General features: G+C 62.0%; 14 protein-coding genes, 1 tRNA gene and 1 pseudogene. 11 read left to right on the top strand and 5 right to left on the bottom strand.

Annotated elements, in window-relative coordinates; all coding sequences use genetic code 11:
* The first annotated feature begins 3 nt into the window (after nucleotides 1–3).
* Nucleotides 4–1,698 carry an ABC transporter permease gene (locus AMK00_RS13975; protein ID WP_064810740.1) on the top strand — a complete coding sequence of 565 codons (1,695 nt, stop codon included), beginning with the start codon at nucleotides 4–6 and terminating at the stop codon, nucleotides 1,696–1,698.
* The gene (locus AMK00_RS13970) at nucleotides 1,686–2,705 is read left to right on the top strand and encodes an ABC transporter ATP-binding protein (RefSeq protein WP_064810739.1); all 1,020 of its coding nucleotides are present in this window, start codon (nucleotides 1,686–1,688) and stop codon (nucleotides 2,703–2,705) included. The genes AMK00_RS13975 and AMK00_RS13970 overlap by 13 nt, the downstream gene beginning before the upstream one ends.
* Before the next feature lie 696 nt (nucleotides 2,706–3,401).
* Here AMK00_RS13970 and AMK00_RS13965 read toward each other — a convergent pair.
* Nucleotides 3,402–3,824 carry a DUF4189 domain-containing protein gene (locus AMK00_RS13965; protein WP_237350403.1) on the bottom strand — a complete coding sequence of 141 codons (423 nt, stop codon included), beginning with the start codon at nucleotides 3,822–3,824 and terminating at the stop codon, nucleotides 3,402–3,404.
* 196 nt (nucleotides 3,825–4,020) lie between these two features.
* On the opposite strand from AMK00_RS13965, the gene AMK00_RS13960 reads away from it, so the two are divergent.
* From AMK00_RS13960 to AMK00_RS13940, 6 genes and pseudogenes are all read left to right on the top strand, one after another.
* Nucleotides 4,021–5,130, top strand: coding sequence for an endonuclease/exonuclease/phosphatase family protein (locus AMK00_RS13960; protein ID WP_064803605.1), 1,110 nt, complete (start codon nucleotides 4,021–4,023; stop codon nucleotides 5,128–5,130).
* Between the two features lie 8 nt (nucleotides 5,131–5,138).
* Complete coding sequence (locus AMK00_RS13955) at nucleotides 5,139–5,909, top strand: NUDIX hydrolase (protein ID WP_064810738.1); 771 nt, start codon at nucleotides 5,139–5,141, stop codon at nucleotides 5,907–5,909.
* Nucleotides 5,910–6,189: 280 nt separating this feature from the next.
* A complete protein-coding gene (locus AMK00_RS13950; RefSeq protein WP_064803601.1) occupies nucleotides 6,190–7,101 on the top strand; it encodes a PhzF family phenazine biosynthesis protein in 912 nt (303 codons plus the stop codon).
* A gap of 217 nt (nucleotides 7,102–7,318) precedes the next feature.
* A tRNA-Lys gene (locus AMK00_RS13945) sits at nucleotides 7,319–7,394 on the top strand.
* A 179-nt stretch (nucleotides 7,395–7,573) separates the two neighbouring features.
* A pseudogene (locus AMK00_RS30840) lies at nucleotides 7,574–7,867 on the top strand (hypothetical protein); the annotation flags it as partial.
* Nucleotides 7,868–7,961: 94 nt separating this feature from the next.
* Nucleotides 7,962–8,264 (top strand): hypothetical protein, encoded by a 303-nt coding sequence (locus AMK00_RS13940; protein WP_064810737.1) that lies wholly within the window; start codon nucleotides 7,962–7,964, stop codon nucleotides 8,262–8,264.
* Nucleotides 8,265–8,608: 344 nt separating this feature from the next.
* Here the strand turns inward: AMK00_RS13940 and AMK00_RS13935 are convergent, their stop codons facing one another.
* Complete coding sequence (locus tag AMK00_RS13935; RefSeq protein WP_064810736.1) at nucleotides 8,609–8,923, bottom strand: hypothetical protein; 315 nt, start codon at nucleotides 8,921–8,923, stop codon at nucleotides 8,609–8,611.
* Between the two features lie 335 nt (nucleotides 8,924–9,258).
* Here AMK00_RS13935 and AMK00_RS13930 point away from each other — a divergent pair, with 335 nt between their 5' ends.
* Nucleotides 9,259–10,074 carry a chromate resistance protein ChrB domain-containing protein gene (locus tag AMK00_RS13930; RefSeq protein ID WP_064810735.1) on the top strand — a complete coding sequence of 272 codons (816 nt, stop codon included), beginning with the start codon at nucleotides 9,259–9,261 and terminating at the stop codon, nucleotides 10,072–10,074.
* Between the two features lies 1 nt (nucleotide 10,075).
* Nucleotides 10,076–11,497 carry a chromate efflux transporter gene (chrA, locus tag AMK00_RS13925; protein ID WP_064810734.1) on the top strand — a complete coding sequence of 474 codons (1,422 nt, stop codon included), beginning with the start codon at nucleotides 10,076–10,078 and terminating at the stop codon, nucleotides 11,495–11,497.
* Here chrA and AMK00_RS13920 read toward each other — a convergent pair whose 3' ends face one another.
* A complete protein-coding gene (locus AMK00_RS13920; protein WP_064803590.1) occupies nucleotides 11,498–12,829 on the bottom strand; it encodes a hemolysin family protein in 1,332 nt (443 codons plus the stop codon).
* Nucleotides 12,830–12,922: 93 nt separating this feature from the next.
* Nucleotides 12,923–13,306, bottom strand: coding sequence for a VOC family protein (locus AMK00_RS13915; protein WP_064803589.1), 384 nt, complete (start codon nucleotides 13,304–13,306; stop codon nucleotides 12,923–12,925).
* Nucleotides 13,307–13,629: 323 nt separating this feature from the next.
* On the opposite strand from AMK00_RS13915, the gene AMK00_RS13910 reads away from it, so the two are divergent.
* Nucleotides 13,630–13,956, top strand: coding sequence for an RcnB family protein (locus AMK00_RS13910; RefSeq protein ID WP_064810733.1), 327 nt, complete (start codon nucleotides 13,630–13,632; stop codon nucleotides 13,954–13,956).
* 187 nt (nucleotides 13,957–14,143) lie between these two features.
* On the opposite strand, the gene AMK00_RS13905 is transcribed toward AMK00_RS13910, so the two are convergent.
* Nucleotides 14,144–15,349 carry a GTP-binding protein gene (locus AMK00_RS13905; protein WP_064810732.1) on the bottom strand — a complete coding sequence of 402 codons (1,206 nt, stop codon included), beginning with the start codon at nucleotides 15,347–15,349 and terminating at the stop codon, nucleotides 14,144–14,146.
* Between the last annotated feature and the right edge of the window lie 20 nt (nucleotides 15,350–15,369).

The raw sequence follows: 15,369 nt of genomic DNA, 5'->3' as shown, positions 1-15,369 counted from the left end.
TTCATGCAGGGATATGCAAGACCAGGAAACAGCCAGCCCACCTGGCTGTTTCCTTTTATCGTCAGCATCGTTCTTATCCTCAGCGTGCTGCCGCTCGCCCGTCTCGCCATGGTCGGGATAACCGCCTTCGCCAGCGGCGGTGTCGTCGATGTGCTGAGCGAGCCGTCGCTCTGGCAGGCCACCTGTTACACCCTCGTCGCCGCGGTTTTGGGCACGATCATCTCGCTTGCCATCGGCTGCCTCTTCGCCTTCCTGCTGACGCTGACCGATCTTCCCGGCAAGGGGCCGCTCAGCTTTTTCTTCGTGCTGCCGATGATGATCCCGCCGCAGGTGACCGCGCTCGCCTGGGTGCAGATGTCGGGACCGTCGAGCCCGCTGTTGAAGGCGCTCTCGCTTGCGCCGCCGCTGGGCTCGCCGCAGCCGCTTTATTCCGTGGGCGGCATCGTCCTGCTCTATGGCGTGCAGCATGCGCCGCTGGTCTATCTCGCGCTCAGGGCAGGGCTGATGACGCTGCCGCGTGACGGCGTGGAGGCCGCACGGCTTTCCGGCGCCTCAAGTCTCAGGGTATTCCGCGATATCATCCTGCCGCTTTCTCTGCCCGGCATTACCGCCGGGGCGGCGATCTCCTTCGTTTCCTGCACCGGCAATTTCGGCATCCCCGCCATTCTCGGCATCCCCGCCTCGATCTACACGCTGCCGACGCTCATCTTCACCAAATTCTCAGCTTTCACCAGCCGCACCTTCGGAGATGTCGCCGTGCTCTCGGGCGTCATTGCGATGATCTCGGTCGCAGGGCTGATGATCCAGGACCGCGCGCTCAGAGGCCGGGACTATCGTGTCATCGGCCTCTCAGGGGCAAGTGCCGCTTTCCAGCTCGGCGCCTGGCGCTTCCTTGCTACGCCGCTTCTCTGGGCCATCCTGTTCTTCATGCTCGCCGCACCCTTCTTCGCGCTCGTCGCCGGCGCGCTGGTGCCGGCCTATGGCGTGCCGCTCACCTTCAAGACCATGTCGCTGCATGCTTTTCAGGAGATCCTGTTCCGGCAGGCGGTGACGCGCACGGCCTTTATCAATTCACTGTCGCTTGCCGGCGCTACGGCGCTTGGTCTCCTTGTCGTGACGGTGCTTGCGGCCTATGCGCTGACGCGACGGAGAGATACCGTTTCCCGCGTCGTCGCTAGCCTGATCGAGATACCCTATTCGCTGCCAGGCATCGTCATGGCGGTGGCCTTCATCCTGGTTTTCGCCGCACCGATCCCGGTCCTCAACGTCTCGCTCTACGGCACGATCTGGATCATCCTGATCGCCTATTTCTCCTCCTTCTTCGCCGTTAGCCTGAAACCCCTCGTCAGCGCCTTCCACCAGCTCGATCCGACGCTGGAGGAGGCGGCACGGCTTTCCGGCGCCGGCTTCTTCCGCAGGCTTTGCGATATCGTCGTGCCGCTGATCTCGCCCGCCGCCGGCGCATCGGTCATCCTCGTCTTCCTCATCGCCTGTAACGAGCTGACGATCTCCGCACTGCTCTGGTCGGCCGGCACCCAGACGCTCGGGGTCGCCATCTACAATCTCGACGACAGCGGCAGTTCCGACCTTGCCTCGGCGCTCTCGGTGCTCGTCGTCCTCATGGTCGTCGTCCTGATGCTGCTCTTGGAATTCCTGGCGAAACGCCTGCCGAAAGGGGTGGTCCCATGGCGAAACTGATCCTCAATCGTGTCGCCAAGGATTTCGGCACCGGGCGCGCCGCTGTCAGCGGCTTTTCGCTCGATGTGCGCGAAGGCGGTTTCCTCGCCCTGCTCGGGCCTTCCGGCTGCGGCAAAACGACGGTGCTGCGGATGATCGCCGGTTTCGAGACGCCCTCGGACGGCTCGATCCACCTCGGGGAGCGGCTGCTGGCCGATGCCGCCCAGTCGCTGCCGCCCGAGAAGCGCAACATGGCGATGGTCTTCCAGTCCTATGCGCTCTGGCCGCATATGAGCGTTGCCGATAATGTCGGTTATCCCCTCAAGGTTCGCGGCATCTCGGGCGCGGCCTACCGGGCAAAGGTCAGCGAGGCGCTTTCCACCGTCCGGCTCGCCGACTATGCCGGGCGGCGGCCGGCCGATCTCTCCGGCGGCCAGCGCCAGCGCGTGGCGCTCGCCCGCTGCCTGGTGACTTCGCCCGACGTCGTGCTGCTCGACGAGCCGCTTGCCAATCTCGACCGGCACCTGAAGCAGGAGATGGAGGAAACCTTCCGCGAGTTCCATCAGCGCTCGGGTGCAACGATGATCTACGTCACCCACGACCAGAGCGAGGCGATGGCGCTCGCAACCGACGTCGCCGTCATGTCGGAAGGCCGCCTGCTGCAGGTGGCGCCGCCCGCCGAGATCTATGCCTGGCCGGAAGGGCGCATCGTCGGCGGGCTGATCGGGCGTGGGGCGATCCTGACGCTGCCTGTGATGGGCGGCGAACGCCATCTGGAGTGGGACGAGCTGCAGGATGCGCTGCAGGCGGCCAATACCGATGGCGCCGATATTCTGGTGCGGCCGGAGGATGTGATCATCGGCGGCGAGGGCGCTCGCGCGACCGTCGAAACCGTGCTTTTCGAGGGCGAGCGCTACGCCGTCAAACTCACGCTCGGCAACGGCCAGACGCTGCGCGCCTATAGCCGCGTCGCCGTCGAGACCGGCGAGACGGTGCGCATCGTCATCCGCGCCGGCTGGCGGCTGTGATGGAGGAAGGCTTTGCTTCTGCGGTGATACGGTCGAAGCTCGACAATATAGGGTTGAAAGTTCCTAGGATTTTCTTTCGAATCGCCAAGTGGTTGAATATTTCCCGGCTTCGAACTAGAGCAGATCCTGCGATCGATGAATCGATTGCGAAGTAACGGCGCAGGTCGAAGCTGATTCAAGATCCACCTTGGAGCTGCGGATGATGGCACGGTCTTGAGCGATGGCCTTCGATCGCGGGTGTTGAAACATAGGCTCCAGTGGCAGCGAGGCAACGCTGAGACTCAATTTCAATGTGAGCGGGGGATAGGATTGCGATATACGGGCATTATTCTGAGTGTTGTAACGGCTCTAGCGTCGTGTGCTACTTCACCCTATGACACCCCGGAGATACGTCGCGTCGGGTCAGCGGCGGGGGCATTGGGCAAGTGCTTGGAGCGGTCCACAAAATCGTATCTTGTTTCAAACAAAGATCCGGAAAAAGTCGCTTCAATGCTCGATAACTCATGCATGGCGGAACGAAAGGCCGAGGCGGATGCTAAGCTCGCGGCTGGTCTACCGGTGGATTATTTCGATTACGGAAAAGGGCGACACGAAGTCTCATTATGGTGGGTGCGATTTACAGTAGAGTCAGAACAAGCGGTTAAGACCCCCCCGAAGCACGGGCCATATTAAAGACTGCTGCACATGACATTGCTGCTACCCGCCACGGTGCGCGGACCGATGGCCGCGGTCGTTTTCAGGCCACGTCGGCTTATTCTCTGCCCGAGCACTGCCAGCGGATGATGCGGCAGCCGCCGGTCTGCCTGCTGCAGCTGCCGATCGCTTGGCGCTCGGCTTCGCGGCGGTCGTAACCCCAGCGGAGCCCCAGCCGCCGCGATAGCCGACGGCGGCCACGCCGCAACCGTAGCGGAACCAGATGACGATGCGGCAGTCATTTGCGCTGTCGTCGCAATTGCGCCTCGCGACGGTTTCGGCGGCGCCTCTGTTGCCATAGGCATGGGAGCAGCCGGTGGTGCCTGATGACGGCGAATAGGCGATGGCGCCATAGGTGTCGGCGAGCGCCGGGCCGGCGTCGGCAAGGAGCGCCAGAACTGCAAGTGATGCCAGAATTCGTTTCATGAAATGCCCCGCGTGCGAATTGGCAATAGCCGTCCGCGGCAAACGATCAGAGGCCAGTGGGAGAATGTCAGCCATCCAAGTCGCAGTTGGTCGCTTTCGGCTTCAAAAGCCTCGGCTGTCCGCACTTTTCTTGACCTCGCCATCTTTTCCTGCCGCTGCTGCTGGTTAAGGTAGCGCCTTCAACCGGACTCATTCCATGCCGCTTCGCCTCGCCACCTTCAACGTCGAAAACCTGCTGACCCGTTTCGATTTCACCGGCTTCCGCAACCAGCTGCGCCAGGACCGCGTCATCAAGCTTTTCGAGGTGAACAGCGAGGGCGTTTATCAGCAGCTCGAGCAGGCGCGGGTGATCGCCGCCACCGATGATACGAGGCAGATGACGGCGCTGGCGATCGCGGATGCCGACGCCGATATTCTCTGCCTGCAGGAAATCGACAACATGGCCGCTCTTCAGGCGTTCGAATACGGCTATCTCTTCCGCATGGTCGGAAACGGCTATCGGCAGAAATTCCTGGTTGAGGGCAATGACAGCCGCGGCATCGATGTCGCCGTCTTGATGCGCGAGGAAACGCGCGACGGCCAAAAAATCGAGCTCAAGGATATCAGAAGCCATGCGATGACGACCTATCGAGATTTCGATCTCTTCGACGAGGAACTGGCGCTTACCAACCGTATCGACGACAAGATCTTCAAGCGCGACTGCCTGGAGCTCGACCTCCTGATCGGCGGCAGGCCTTTCTCGCTCTATGTCGTGCATTTCAAGTCAATGGGCAATCCGCGCGATGGGCTGGACGGGCGGCAATCGACACTGCCGCTCCGTCGCGCCGAGGCGCGCGCCGTGCGTCGCATCATCGAGGACCGCTTCGGCGCCGGCCATACAGCTTCGAAGAGCTTTGCCATCAGCGGCGACATGAACGACTATCAGGAGCGCGTCGACGTCGTTGGGCGGCGTGGCGCCGGTTATCATTTCGAGCATCAGGTGGAGACCGAAAGCGCGCTCGACGTCTTCAGCCATGACAGCTTTGCTGAAAATGTCGTACGCCGTCGTCAGCCCCTCGACCGCTGGACGCTCTATCATGCGCGCGGGCCGCAGGAGCAGCACCTTTGCCAGCTCGATTATATCTGGCTTTCGCCCGCACTTGCCGCCCATAATGCCGGCCGCGTGCCTGAGATCATCCGCAGCGGCCAACCCTACCGCACCATCTTTCCGCCGGGGCAGGAGGTGGAGCGTTATCCCCGTACCGGCTGGGACCGGCCGAAGGCCTCCGACCATTGCCCCGTCGTCATGACACTGGATCTCCCCTGAAAGCGAACATGAAAACGAATTTGAGCAGAAGTTTTCCGAACACTGATTTTCCCGGTGATTTCGCCGGCTGGCCGCCCGAGAGCACGGTCTTCCCCATCGCCGGCGTTGATCTCCGCATCCTGCCCGGCACGCATCCTTTCGTCGCCGCCGAGGAAACGGCGATCCGCGAAAACTGGGTGAGGGAGATCGCCGCCAATCCGGCGCTCTTCGACGGGCGCCTGATCTTCCAGCAGCGGCTGTCGCTTGGCGAGGAGGGAATTTCAGGTGAGGGCTACGTCACGCCTTTTTCCGCCTTCATGTACTGGCGCCGTCAGCCGCAGCGCCAAGGCGGGCTGCACATCTTCGCCTATCCCGTGCTCGAAAGCTCCGACGGCGCGCTGGTGGCGATTCGCATGGGGGCGCACACCGCCAATCCCGGCCAGGTCTATTTCGCCGCCGGCTCGCTTGAACCGGAGGATATTTTCGACGGGCGCTGTGACATCGAGGCCAACATGCGCCGCGAGGTCTACGAGGAAACCGGCCTCGATCTTTCCGATTCGGTGGCGGGGCAGGGTCTCTTCGCCAGCCACGCCAGGCGTACGGTGACGTTGCTGAGGCTGTTCCGCTTCGACCTGACGGCCGACGAGATGGTCGAGCGGATCGAGGCCCACATGCTGGTCGCCGAAGACAAGGAGATCGCGGGTGCGGTGGCGATCCGTTCGGCTGACCGGAACGCGTATCCGTATAATATCGCCATGCTGCCGGTGATTGACTGGTATTTCGGGAAGGGGGGCGCATAGGGCGCGGCAATCGGAGGCCGACGTCGTCCTATTGTTTGAGGAAACCAGTGCGCCCAGCCAATCTCCCCACCTGTGGGGGAGATGCCCGGCAGGGCAGAGGGGGTACCACACTCGTCAAGCGCTTCCGAGAAAAATCGATTTTCATTAACGATCCCGTGCAAATTGCCGAGTGCCGACGTCTCGTGCCGGAGACGGGTTGTTCTTACCCGAGTTAGCGCCTTGCACTCGGTCGCATGGTCGGGCAGGTTGGCGGCGCGACGATCGATTCAAGGAGGCCGATGTGGCGCGAAGCTACAGCGTCTATGACGTGTTCACCGATCGAAAGCTTGCGGGCAACCCGCTGGCGGTGGTTTTCGATGGCGACAATCTCAGCGACGAAGCGATGCAGGCGATCACCCGGGAGATCAATCTCTCCGAAACGGTTTTCGTGCAGCCTTCGACCAATCCTGCCTACGCGGCGAAGCTCAGAATCTTTACGCCGGGCCGCGAGCTGCCCTTTGCCGGTCATCCCACTGTCGGCACGGCGGTGGCGCTGGCCGAGCGGGCTCACGGCGCAGCGGCGCTCGATCTCGTTACGGTGCTCGAGGAAAATGTCGGGCCGGTGCGGTGCGCGGTGCGGCTGCGAGAAGGTGAGGCGAGTTTTGCCGAATTTGACCTGCCGCGAAAATCGCAGCAGGCGGTCATGCCGCTCGACAAGCTCGGTATTGCCGATGCGCTGTCGTTGAAGGTCACCGAAATCGGCTTCGAAAATCACGTCCCCTCGGTCTGGAGCGCCGGTGTTCCGTTTCTGCTCATTCCGGTGCACGATGTCGGCACGGCGCAACGGGTGGAATTCGATCCGCAGCTTTGGGAAAAGATCGTGCCCTTCGCCGATGGCGCGCTGGCCTCGGCCTATGTCTATTGCCGCGGCGGCGTGAACCACGTGGCGAAGTTCCATGCGCGCATGTTTGCCAGCGGTATGGGCATCGTCGAGGATCCGGCCACCGGCGCGGCGGCGGCCGCGCTCTCCGGCGCAATCCGCCATTTTGACCGGCTGACGGACGGGCACCACCCGATCATGATCGAGCAGGGCGTCGAGATGGGCCGTCCATCCTTCATCCACCTGCATATCGATGTCGAAGGCGGAACGATTTCCAACGCACGGATCGGCGGCCAAGCGGTGCGGCTGGCGAGTGGCACACTCGATCTTTGAGTTATGCGAGCGCCGCGCTCCGGCAGGTGGGACGCTCTATCATCTTGAATTGGCGCGTCATCCCTCTCGAAGATCGCTTCCGATTTCCAGGATTTGCGCCGCATTTCGGCGCTGCGGAAAAATCTTTGAGATTAATCAAAGAATTTTCGTTGATGCGCTGGACAAGCCTGCCGATCCTGTTTATACGCCCCGTCACACCGCGCAGCCAAGCGCGAACGGGTGATTAGCTCAGTTGGTAGAGCAGCTGACTCTTAATCAGCGGGTCGTAGGTTCGAGCCCTACATCACCCACCAAATCTCTTGATAAGATTGATTGAATTGCGTCAGCGCATGGTCTCGTTTCGAGGCCAGCGGGCAAGTCTCGGCATGACTGGCTGCGTCGACCTGCGCATCCTATCTCTCTCTCTCTCTCTCTCTCTCTCTCTCTCTCTCTCTCTCTCTCTCTCTCTCTCTCTCTTTAACGGGAGGGGTCGATGAGAACCGTCATATTCGTCGTGGCTTTATCCTTGCCGCTGCCGGTCTTTGCCGCCAGCGCAATGGAGGTCAGAGCGGGGGACCACAGCTGCAGCGAGCTCGCGCAGATTATCCGGCAGAACAGGAAGGTCTTTGTGCGTGTCGGCCTCGGCGGCCGTAGCTTCCACTATCCGCCGGCGCAGTGCGGCATGGGCGACAAGCGCAGCACCACAAGCGTTCGCGATGCCAAAGGGAGGGATTGCGTTCTAGACTATGCCTGCGTGTTCGACCCGGCGTCGCCCTATAATTTTCCCCTGAAATCAGAATTCGTTTTCAGTTGCGTGGGATATCATCCGAAACCGCTCTCGTTTTTTTGCCGCCATCACGCTCTCGCATCCAGGAGTTCCCATGAAAAGCGTCCTTTTGGCCTTCGCCCTGTTGTTTCCGTCCGCAGCCCTTGCCGTCGAGGCGGTAGAGGTCAATGCCAGGGATCACAGCTGCAAGGAGCTTGCGCAAATCATCCGTAAGGACAAAGCCGTTTTCGTGCGTATGGGCATCGGCGGTCGCAGCTTCCGTTATCCGCCGGCCCGATGCAATCTGGGTGACAAGTACGACACTGCAACGGTGAGGGATGGGGACGGGAAGATGTGCGTTCTCGACTATGAGTGCGTGTACGATCCGCCGTCCTTCTACAACAGGATTCCCAATTAATATCGGGCTGCAGGTTACGCTTCACGCGGGGACCGTGAAATCGCTCGGTCTTCCCTAAGAAAAAAGGCCGGGCGAAACTCGCACCGACCTTCCTCGATCTGTCTCAATGACGGCTGCCAGTACATCCGTGGTCAGCCGTCAGAGACAAATTTCATAATCTCTAAATAAGTGCCGATTGCGGTTATTCAAGGGCTGGCCGTAGAAAAGAAGCTGGTGCCGGCCGCGTGACCCTGAGGTTGGGGTCGCCCCAGGATCATACGCTATTCGATGCATAGATCCTCCTTGGCGTGTCCAGCCGGATACGCCAAGGAGGCATCTAGCGCGGCTTCTTACGACCGGAGCGGTTACTGCTGGGCAGGAGCGGCCGGCGGGGTGGCCGGTGCAGGTGCGGGAGCAGGCGTTGCGCTGTTGTCGGTCGGAGCGATCGGTTTAGCCGGGGCCGGCTCGGACTGCGTCGTGGAGGCTGTCGTATCCGGCGAAGTGCCGGGAGATGTGCTGCTCCACTGCGAATAGGCGAATGCAGCAACAGCGATCACGGCCAATGCAGCAACCCAAACAACCCACGTATTGCTGCTGCGCGCCGTCGGCGTCGTGCGCAGGTCCAGGTTCGGGTTCAGCGGGCGGTTCGGATCGTTGGCATTATTGGGGTCGTACGTCATGGTACTTTCTCCTCTTTCGGTGAGGAAGAAATGGATGAGTGGGACTTTTGTTCCATTCTGGGGCCGAAGCGTTTGTATTGGCGGGGTTTTTGGGCTGGAGCGGCTTCTTGAGCGGCAGGCGAAAGGCAATTGCGGGGGGTGAAGCCTGAGGAGATCGCTGGCTGTCATACGCACGGCACAGCCGCCGTATAGACGGACATAACCGCAGCGTAAGTCTCGTCCTTGACAGGACGGGGTGTCTTTGCCAATGCTTTGGGTCTGGGGTTGCGATCACCCCACGAGGCGACATGCCGAAGAATCGCGTCCGGTAAAACCGATCAACGGAGGGACGCGTCATGCCGTCATTTCTCGAAATATCTCCCGATAAGCTCAGCCGCCTCATCGGAACTCCCGGGGCGCCCTGCATCATCGACGTCCGCACGGACGAGGATTTCGCGCTCGATCCACGCCTGGTGCCGGGCTCGATCCGGCGCGATCACGCCGAGGTTGCGTCCTGGGCCGATAGCTTCGATGCCGATGCCGTCGTCGTGGTCTGCCACAGGGGAGCCAAGCTCAGCCATGGTGTCGCCGCCTATCTCAGGCATGCGGGAATTGAGGCGGAAACCCTCGCAGGCGGCTTCCAAGCCTGGGCCGCGGCCGGACCAGCGGTGCCCGAGGCGAAGCTGCCGCGCCGTGACGCGCAGGGGCGCACCGTCTGGGTGACCAGGGCGCGGCCGAAAATCGACCGCATCGCCTGTCCCTGGCTGATCCGGCGCTTCATCGATCCGAATGCCGTCTTCCTGTTCGTGCCGGCCCCTGAGGTTGTTGCTGTCGGCGAGCGCTTCGGGGCTGCGCCCTTCGACATCGAGGACGTGTTCTGGAGCCATCGCGGCGAGCTCTGCACCTTCGACGTGATGGTCGAGGAGTTCGGGTTGGCATCCGAACCCCTCTTGCGCCTGGCGCAGATCGTCAGGGCGGCGGATACGGCCAGGCTCGATCTCGCGCCCGAGGCGTCCGGTCTGCTTGCCGCCTCGCTCGGCCTCTCCAGAATGTATTCCGACGATCTGGAGCAGCTCGAGGCCGGAATGCTTCTCTACGATGCCTTCTTCCGCTGGTGCCGCGATGCGACCGAAGAGACCCACAACTGGCCCGCACCGAAAAAGAGGGCATGAGATGGTCGACATGACGGAAAATGCGCCCGCCGGACAGGCGGGCAACAAGGACGCGGGCGAGGGGCATCACCACGGCGTTTCGTTTGGGGAGGCGTTCCGGGTGTGGCTGCGGGTCGCCGCCTTGAGCTTCGGCGGCCCGGCCGGCCAGATCGCGGTCATGCACCGGATCATCGTTGACGAGAAACGATGGATCGGCGAGCGCCGCTTTCTGCATGCCCTGAATTATTGCATGCTGCTACCCGGGCCCGAGGCGCAGCAGCTCGCCGTCTATATCGGCTGGCTGATGCATCGCACATTGGGCGGTCTCGTCGCCGGCGTGCTCTTCGTGCTGCCGGGCTTCCTGTCGATCCTCGGCCTCAGCTATATCTACGCGGCCTATGGTAGCATCGGCATCGTCGCCGGCCTGTTCTTCGGCCTGAAGGCGGCCGTCCTTGCCGTCGTCGTGCAGGCCGTCATCCGCATCGGCAGCCGGGCGCTGAGGAACCGCGTCATGCTTGCCATCGCGGCCGCCGCCTTCATCGCCATCTTCTTCTTCCACATGCCGTTCCCGCTGATCGTGCTGGCCGCGGGAATCATCGGTTTCTTCGGCGGCAGGCTCGGTCTCGACGCTTTCATGGCGGGCAGCGGCCACAAGGCCACAAGCGGCGCGGTGCTGTCGGATGCCGAATCGGCGCTGGGCGAGGGTATTCCGGCGCATGCGCGCGCCAACCTCGCCTGGTCGCTGCGCATATCGGCTATACTGCTTGCCCTCTGGCTGGTGCCGGTCGCCGTCCTTTACACGTTCTTCGGACCAGGTGACGTCTTCAGCCAGATCGGCCTCTTCTTCAGCAAGATGGCGGTCGTCACCTTCGGCGGCGCCTATGCCGCGCTCGCCTACGTCGCGCAGCAGGCCGTGCAGCATTTCGGCTGGCTGAAACCCGGCGAGATGCTGGACGGTCTCGGAATGGCCGAGACCACGCCGGGGCCGCTGATCATGGTGCTCCAGTTCGTCGGCTTCATGGCCGCCTTTCGAAATCCCGGCTCGCTCGATCCGATGCTTGCCGCCACCCTTGCCGCGATCCTGACGACATGGGTAACCTTCGTGCCCTGTTTCCTCTGGATATTCCTCGGTGCGCCCTTCATCGAAAAGCTGCGCGGCAATGTGGCGCTTGCCGGGGCAATGTCGGCGATCACGGCGGCGGTGGTCGGGGTCATTCTCAACCTCGCCATCTGGTTCGGGCTGCACACGCTGTTTGCCGAAGTCGCGCAGGTCAGTTTCGGAAACCTGCGGCTCGATATTCCCGAGCTGCAATCTGCCGTACCGGCGGCAATCGTGCTCTCCGCCACCGCCGCCATCGCACTTTTCCGCTTCAAGACCTCAGTTATTACGACGCTCTTCGGCTGTGCGATCGCAGGCATGCTCTGGACGCTGGCGATGAATTGATCAAGCCTCTGCTCCTCCGGCGGGAATGCGGGTCGCGAGCATCTTGTCGATGCGCATGCCGTCCATATCTAGCACCTCGAAGCGCCAGTCTTCGAAGAGGAAGGTTTCGCCGGCTTCCGGGATATGCTGAAGCTGATGCAGCGCGAAGCCCGCCAGCGTATGGAAATCAGCGTCGGGGCGATCCTTGAGGCCCAGCCGTTCGAAGGCGTCGAAGGCCGGCATCATTGCGTCGATCAGCAGCGAACCGTCTTCCCGCACGACGATGTCGGGCTCCTCGTCGGCGCCCGGCAGATCGCCGGCGATGGCTTCGAGCAGGTCTGTCTGGGTGACGATGCCCTCGAGACTGCCATATTCGTCGACGACGATGGCAAGGCGCACGGGCGACGCCTTGAAGCTGTCGATCACGCGCACGACCTTGCTACCCTCGTGCAGCACCAGGGGCTGCTTGATCACCTCCAAGGGCCTGATCTTGCCGCCGTCGAGGACCTGATCGAGAAGATCCTTCTTCAGCACCATGCCGATCGGTTCGTCGATTGAGCCGCGGGCGACCAGCAACTGCTCATGGCTGCACTCTCGGATCGTTTTCAGAATCTCCGCCTCGCTGTCGTCGGCATCGAACCATTCGATGTCGAGACGCGGGGTCATGATGTCGGAGATCGGCCGGTCGCCGATGTTGAATACCCGCTCGACGAGCTGCTGCTGCACCTGGTTCAGAAGACCTGCCTCCTGGCTCTCGGCGACCAGCAACTTCAACTCCTGCGGCGAGTGGAACGAGGATTCTCCGGTTCCGGCGCGAAGGCCGACCGCCCGCAGCACGAGGTTGCCCATACCGTTCAAGGTGAAGATCGCCGGCTTGAACAATAGCAGGAAGAGGCCGAGGGGACGCACGACCGCAAGCGACGTGGCCTCGCTGCGCTGCAGCGCCAGGCTTTTAGGCGCGAGCTCGCCGAGAACGATGTGCAGCGCCGTGATGATGACGAAAGCGATGACGATGGCGACGGTATGGGCGCCGGTCGTTACCCATGGCTCAGGCAGCCACGAGAGCAGCGGTTCGATCAGATGGGCGAGTGCCGGCTCGCCAACCCAGCCCAGAGCCAGCGACGAGATGGTGATGCCGAGCTGGGTGGCGGCGAGATTGGCGTCGAGATTGTCGATGGCGCGCTGGAGAGCGGAGGCATTCATGTGACCGGTCGCGACAAGCTCGGCAACACGGCTGCGCCTCATCGAAACCAGTGCGAATTCGGCGGCGACGAAGAAGCCATTGGCAGCGACGAGAAAGAACACGGCTAGTATCCCGACAAAGTCGAAGAGCCCGCCCGCGGATTCGGACATATTTTGCTTACCCCTGAATTGATGCGAGTCCGAAACTACACGCTCGCACAAAGCTGGCAAGGCGCGGCCGCCATTCTTGCGATGCCGCGGCGCTTATCGCTTCGGCGCTTCGAAAAGCTCGACAGGGTTTCCGGCCGGGTCTTCCAGCAGGATCTGCTTGCCGCCGATGCCTTGGACTATGTCGTTGCGAAAATGCGCCCCCGCCTGGCGCAGCTTGGTGACTTCGGCTTCGAGGTCGGCGACTTCGATCTGGATGCGGTTCCATCCGCCGGGCTCCGGCTTTCGTCCGTCGGGCATTGCCTGGGAGGCGCCGCCCGGTCCGGTCGTGCCGCTGACGAGCAGACGAAAACCGTCCCTTGTCAGAATGGCGAAGCTCGGGGCCGGGTGAAGCGCGACCGAAAAGCCGAGATGCCGCGTGTAGAATTCCAATGCGGCGTCGACGTCGTCAACAATATAACGCATACTGATGCCGGGCATGATTTCCTCCATCATCTCTTAAGTCGAGCGATCCCGTGCGGCGGTCCAACGGCGCCAGGCGCTCGATCGAAGGCGCGAAGCAACGCTCCGTTATTTGAATCTGCGCCCAATTCCGCAGAAAATCGAATCCGATCTTCCAGACTATGCGTCGATTGCGTCCTGTCGCGAACAACGGCTGTTCACCGGGATATACAAGATTAAACTAAAATATTAGTTTCACCCCGCAGGCATCGGATTCCATTACCAAAGTTTAATTTCAGTTTCAGTTTCGGTTCATCTTTTCGGGCCTAGTTTGCTCCTGTGCCCAACATGAGGAACCCCACATGAAAAAGCTCTTCGCAGCCCTTCTTTCCGCTTCCTTCCTTCTCTCGCCGATCATCGCCCCCCAAGCCAGCGCGGATGATTTGCGTCGCCCGCCTGTCGTCGTCCAGAAGAAGATGATCGTCAAGAAGACCGTCGTGCGGCCGCATTGGAAGAAGGGATATCGTGTCAACGCCCGCGAACGTCGCCAGTTTCGCGACGTCAACGACTACCGCCGCTACCGCCTGGCGCCCCCGCCCCGCGGCTATCGCTGGGTCCGCGCCGACAACGATTTCCTGCTGATCGGCGTTACCAGCGGGGTGATCTCCAGTATTGTCGTCGGACGCTGATTGGCGCGGCTTCGGCCGCCTTTTCGGCGCAACGGCACTATCTGTTCCGCGATGACCCTGAGCAATCCCCTGGCTTTTCGCGGCGTCTCATCGACAACGTCATGCGTCAACGGATGCAGCCCCTCGATCGGCGGCAATGGATCGCATTCCTCGCAGACGCAGCGATAGCGTTTGATCGCTGTCGCCTTCATGCCGCCTGCCGGCTCCAGCTGGTGAAGGGGTCGGGCAGGTTGCGCCAGTGTTCGGGTGTGAAGGCATCGCTTTGCACCAGACAGGCGTCGAGTTCGCTCCTGATCCAAGCCTCGTCTATCGGGTCGGCGCCGATGAAGACGATTTCCTGGCGGCGGTCGCCCCAGACGGGGTCGAGATAGGGGCCGATGGCACGGAGGAAGCCGGGTTCCTCGGGCCATTGTTCGCGCGGCACGGAAGCCCACCACAGGCCCATCATGGAGGTGCGGACGATCGCGCCCGCCTGGCTGACCTCGCCGACATGGTGCGGCCGCGTCGCCAGCCAGAAGAAGCCTTTGGCGCGCACCACGCCCGGCCATGTCCTGTCGAGAAAGGCCTGCAATTTTGCCGGATGGAAGGGCCGCTTCTCGCGATAGACGAAGGAGCGAATGCCGTATTCTTCGGTTTCCGGCACGTGATCCCTGAAGCCGTGCAGTTCCTTGTACCAGAGCGGATGGGTCTCGGCCCTCCCGATGTCGAAACGGCCGGTGCCGAGCACCTCCTTCAGCGCAACCTTGCCGAAATCCGCCTCGATCAGTTTGGCATCCGGATTGAGGCCGACGATGATCTTGCGCGCGGCGTCGCGGGCTTCTTCGCTTGCCGTACCGATCTTGTTCAGCACCACGACATCGGCAAATTCGATCTGTTCGACCAGCAGGTCGACTATGGTTCTGTTGTCGCCGTCGCCTGCGGATTCGCCGCGGTCAGCCAGGAAATCGGCCGAGGCGTAATTGGCGAGCAGATTGGCGGCGTCGACCACGGTCACCATCGTGTCCAGCCTTGCGATGTCGGAAAGGCTCCGACCATTCTCGTCGCGGAATTCGAAGGTGGTGGCGACGGGCAGGGGCTCGGCGATGCCTGTGGATTCGATCAGCAGGTAATCGAAGCGGCCCTGATCGGCGAGATCGCGCACCGCCTTCAACAGGTCCTTGCGCAGCGTGCAGCAGATGCAGCCATTGGTCATCTCGACCAACTCTTCCTCGGTGCGCGAGAGATTGGCGCCGCCATCGCGCACCAGTGCGGCGTCGATGTTGACCTCGCTCATGTCGTTGACGATGACGGCGACGCACAGGCCCTCGCGATTGGCGAGCACATGGTTGAGCAGCGTCGTCTTGCCGGCGCCGAGAAAGCCGGAGAGCACCGTGACCGGAAGTCTGTTGTCCATGGGAACCTCATTAATATTAA

Source organism: Rhizobium sp. N621 (assembly GCF_001664325.1).
Classification (GTDB): domain Bacteria; phylum Pseudomonadota; class Alphaproteobacteria; order Rhizobiales; family Rhizobiaceae; genus Rhizobium; species Rhizobium esperanzae.
The sequence above is the reverse complement of the archived record's forward strand: the minus strand, read 5'-3'. Positions and strand labels throughout refer to the sequence as shown.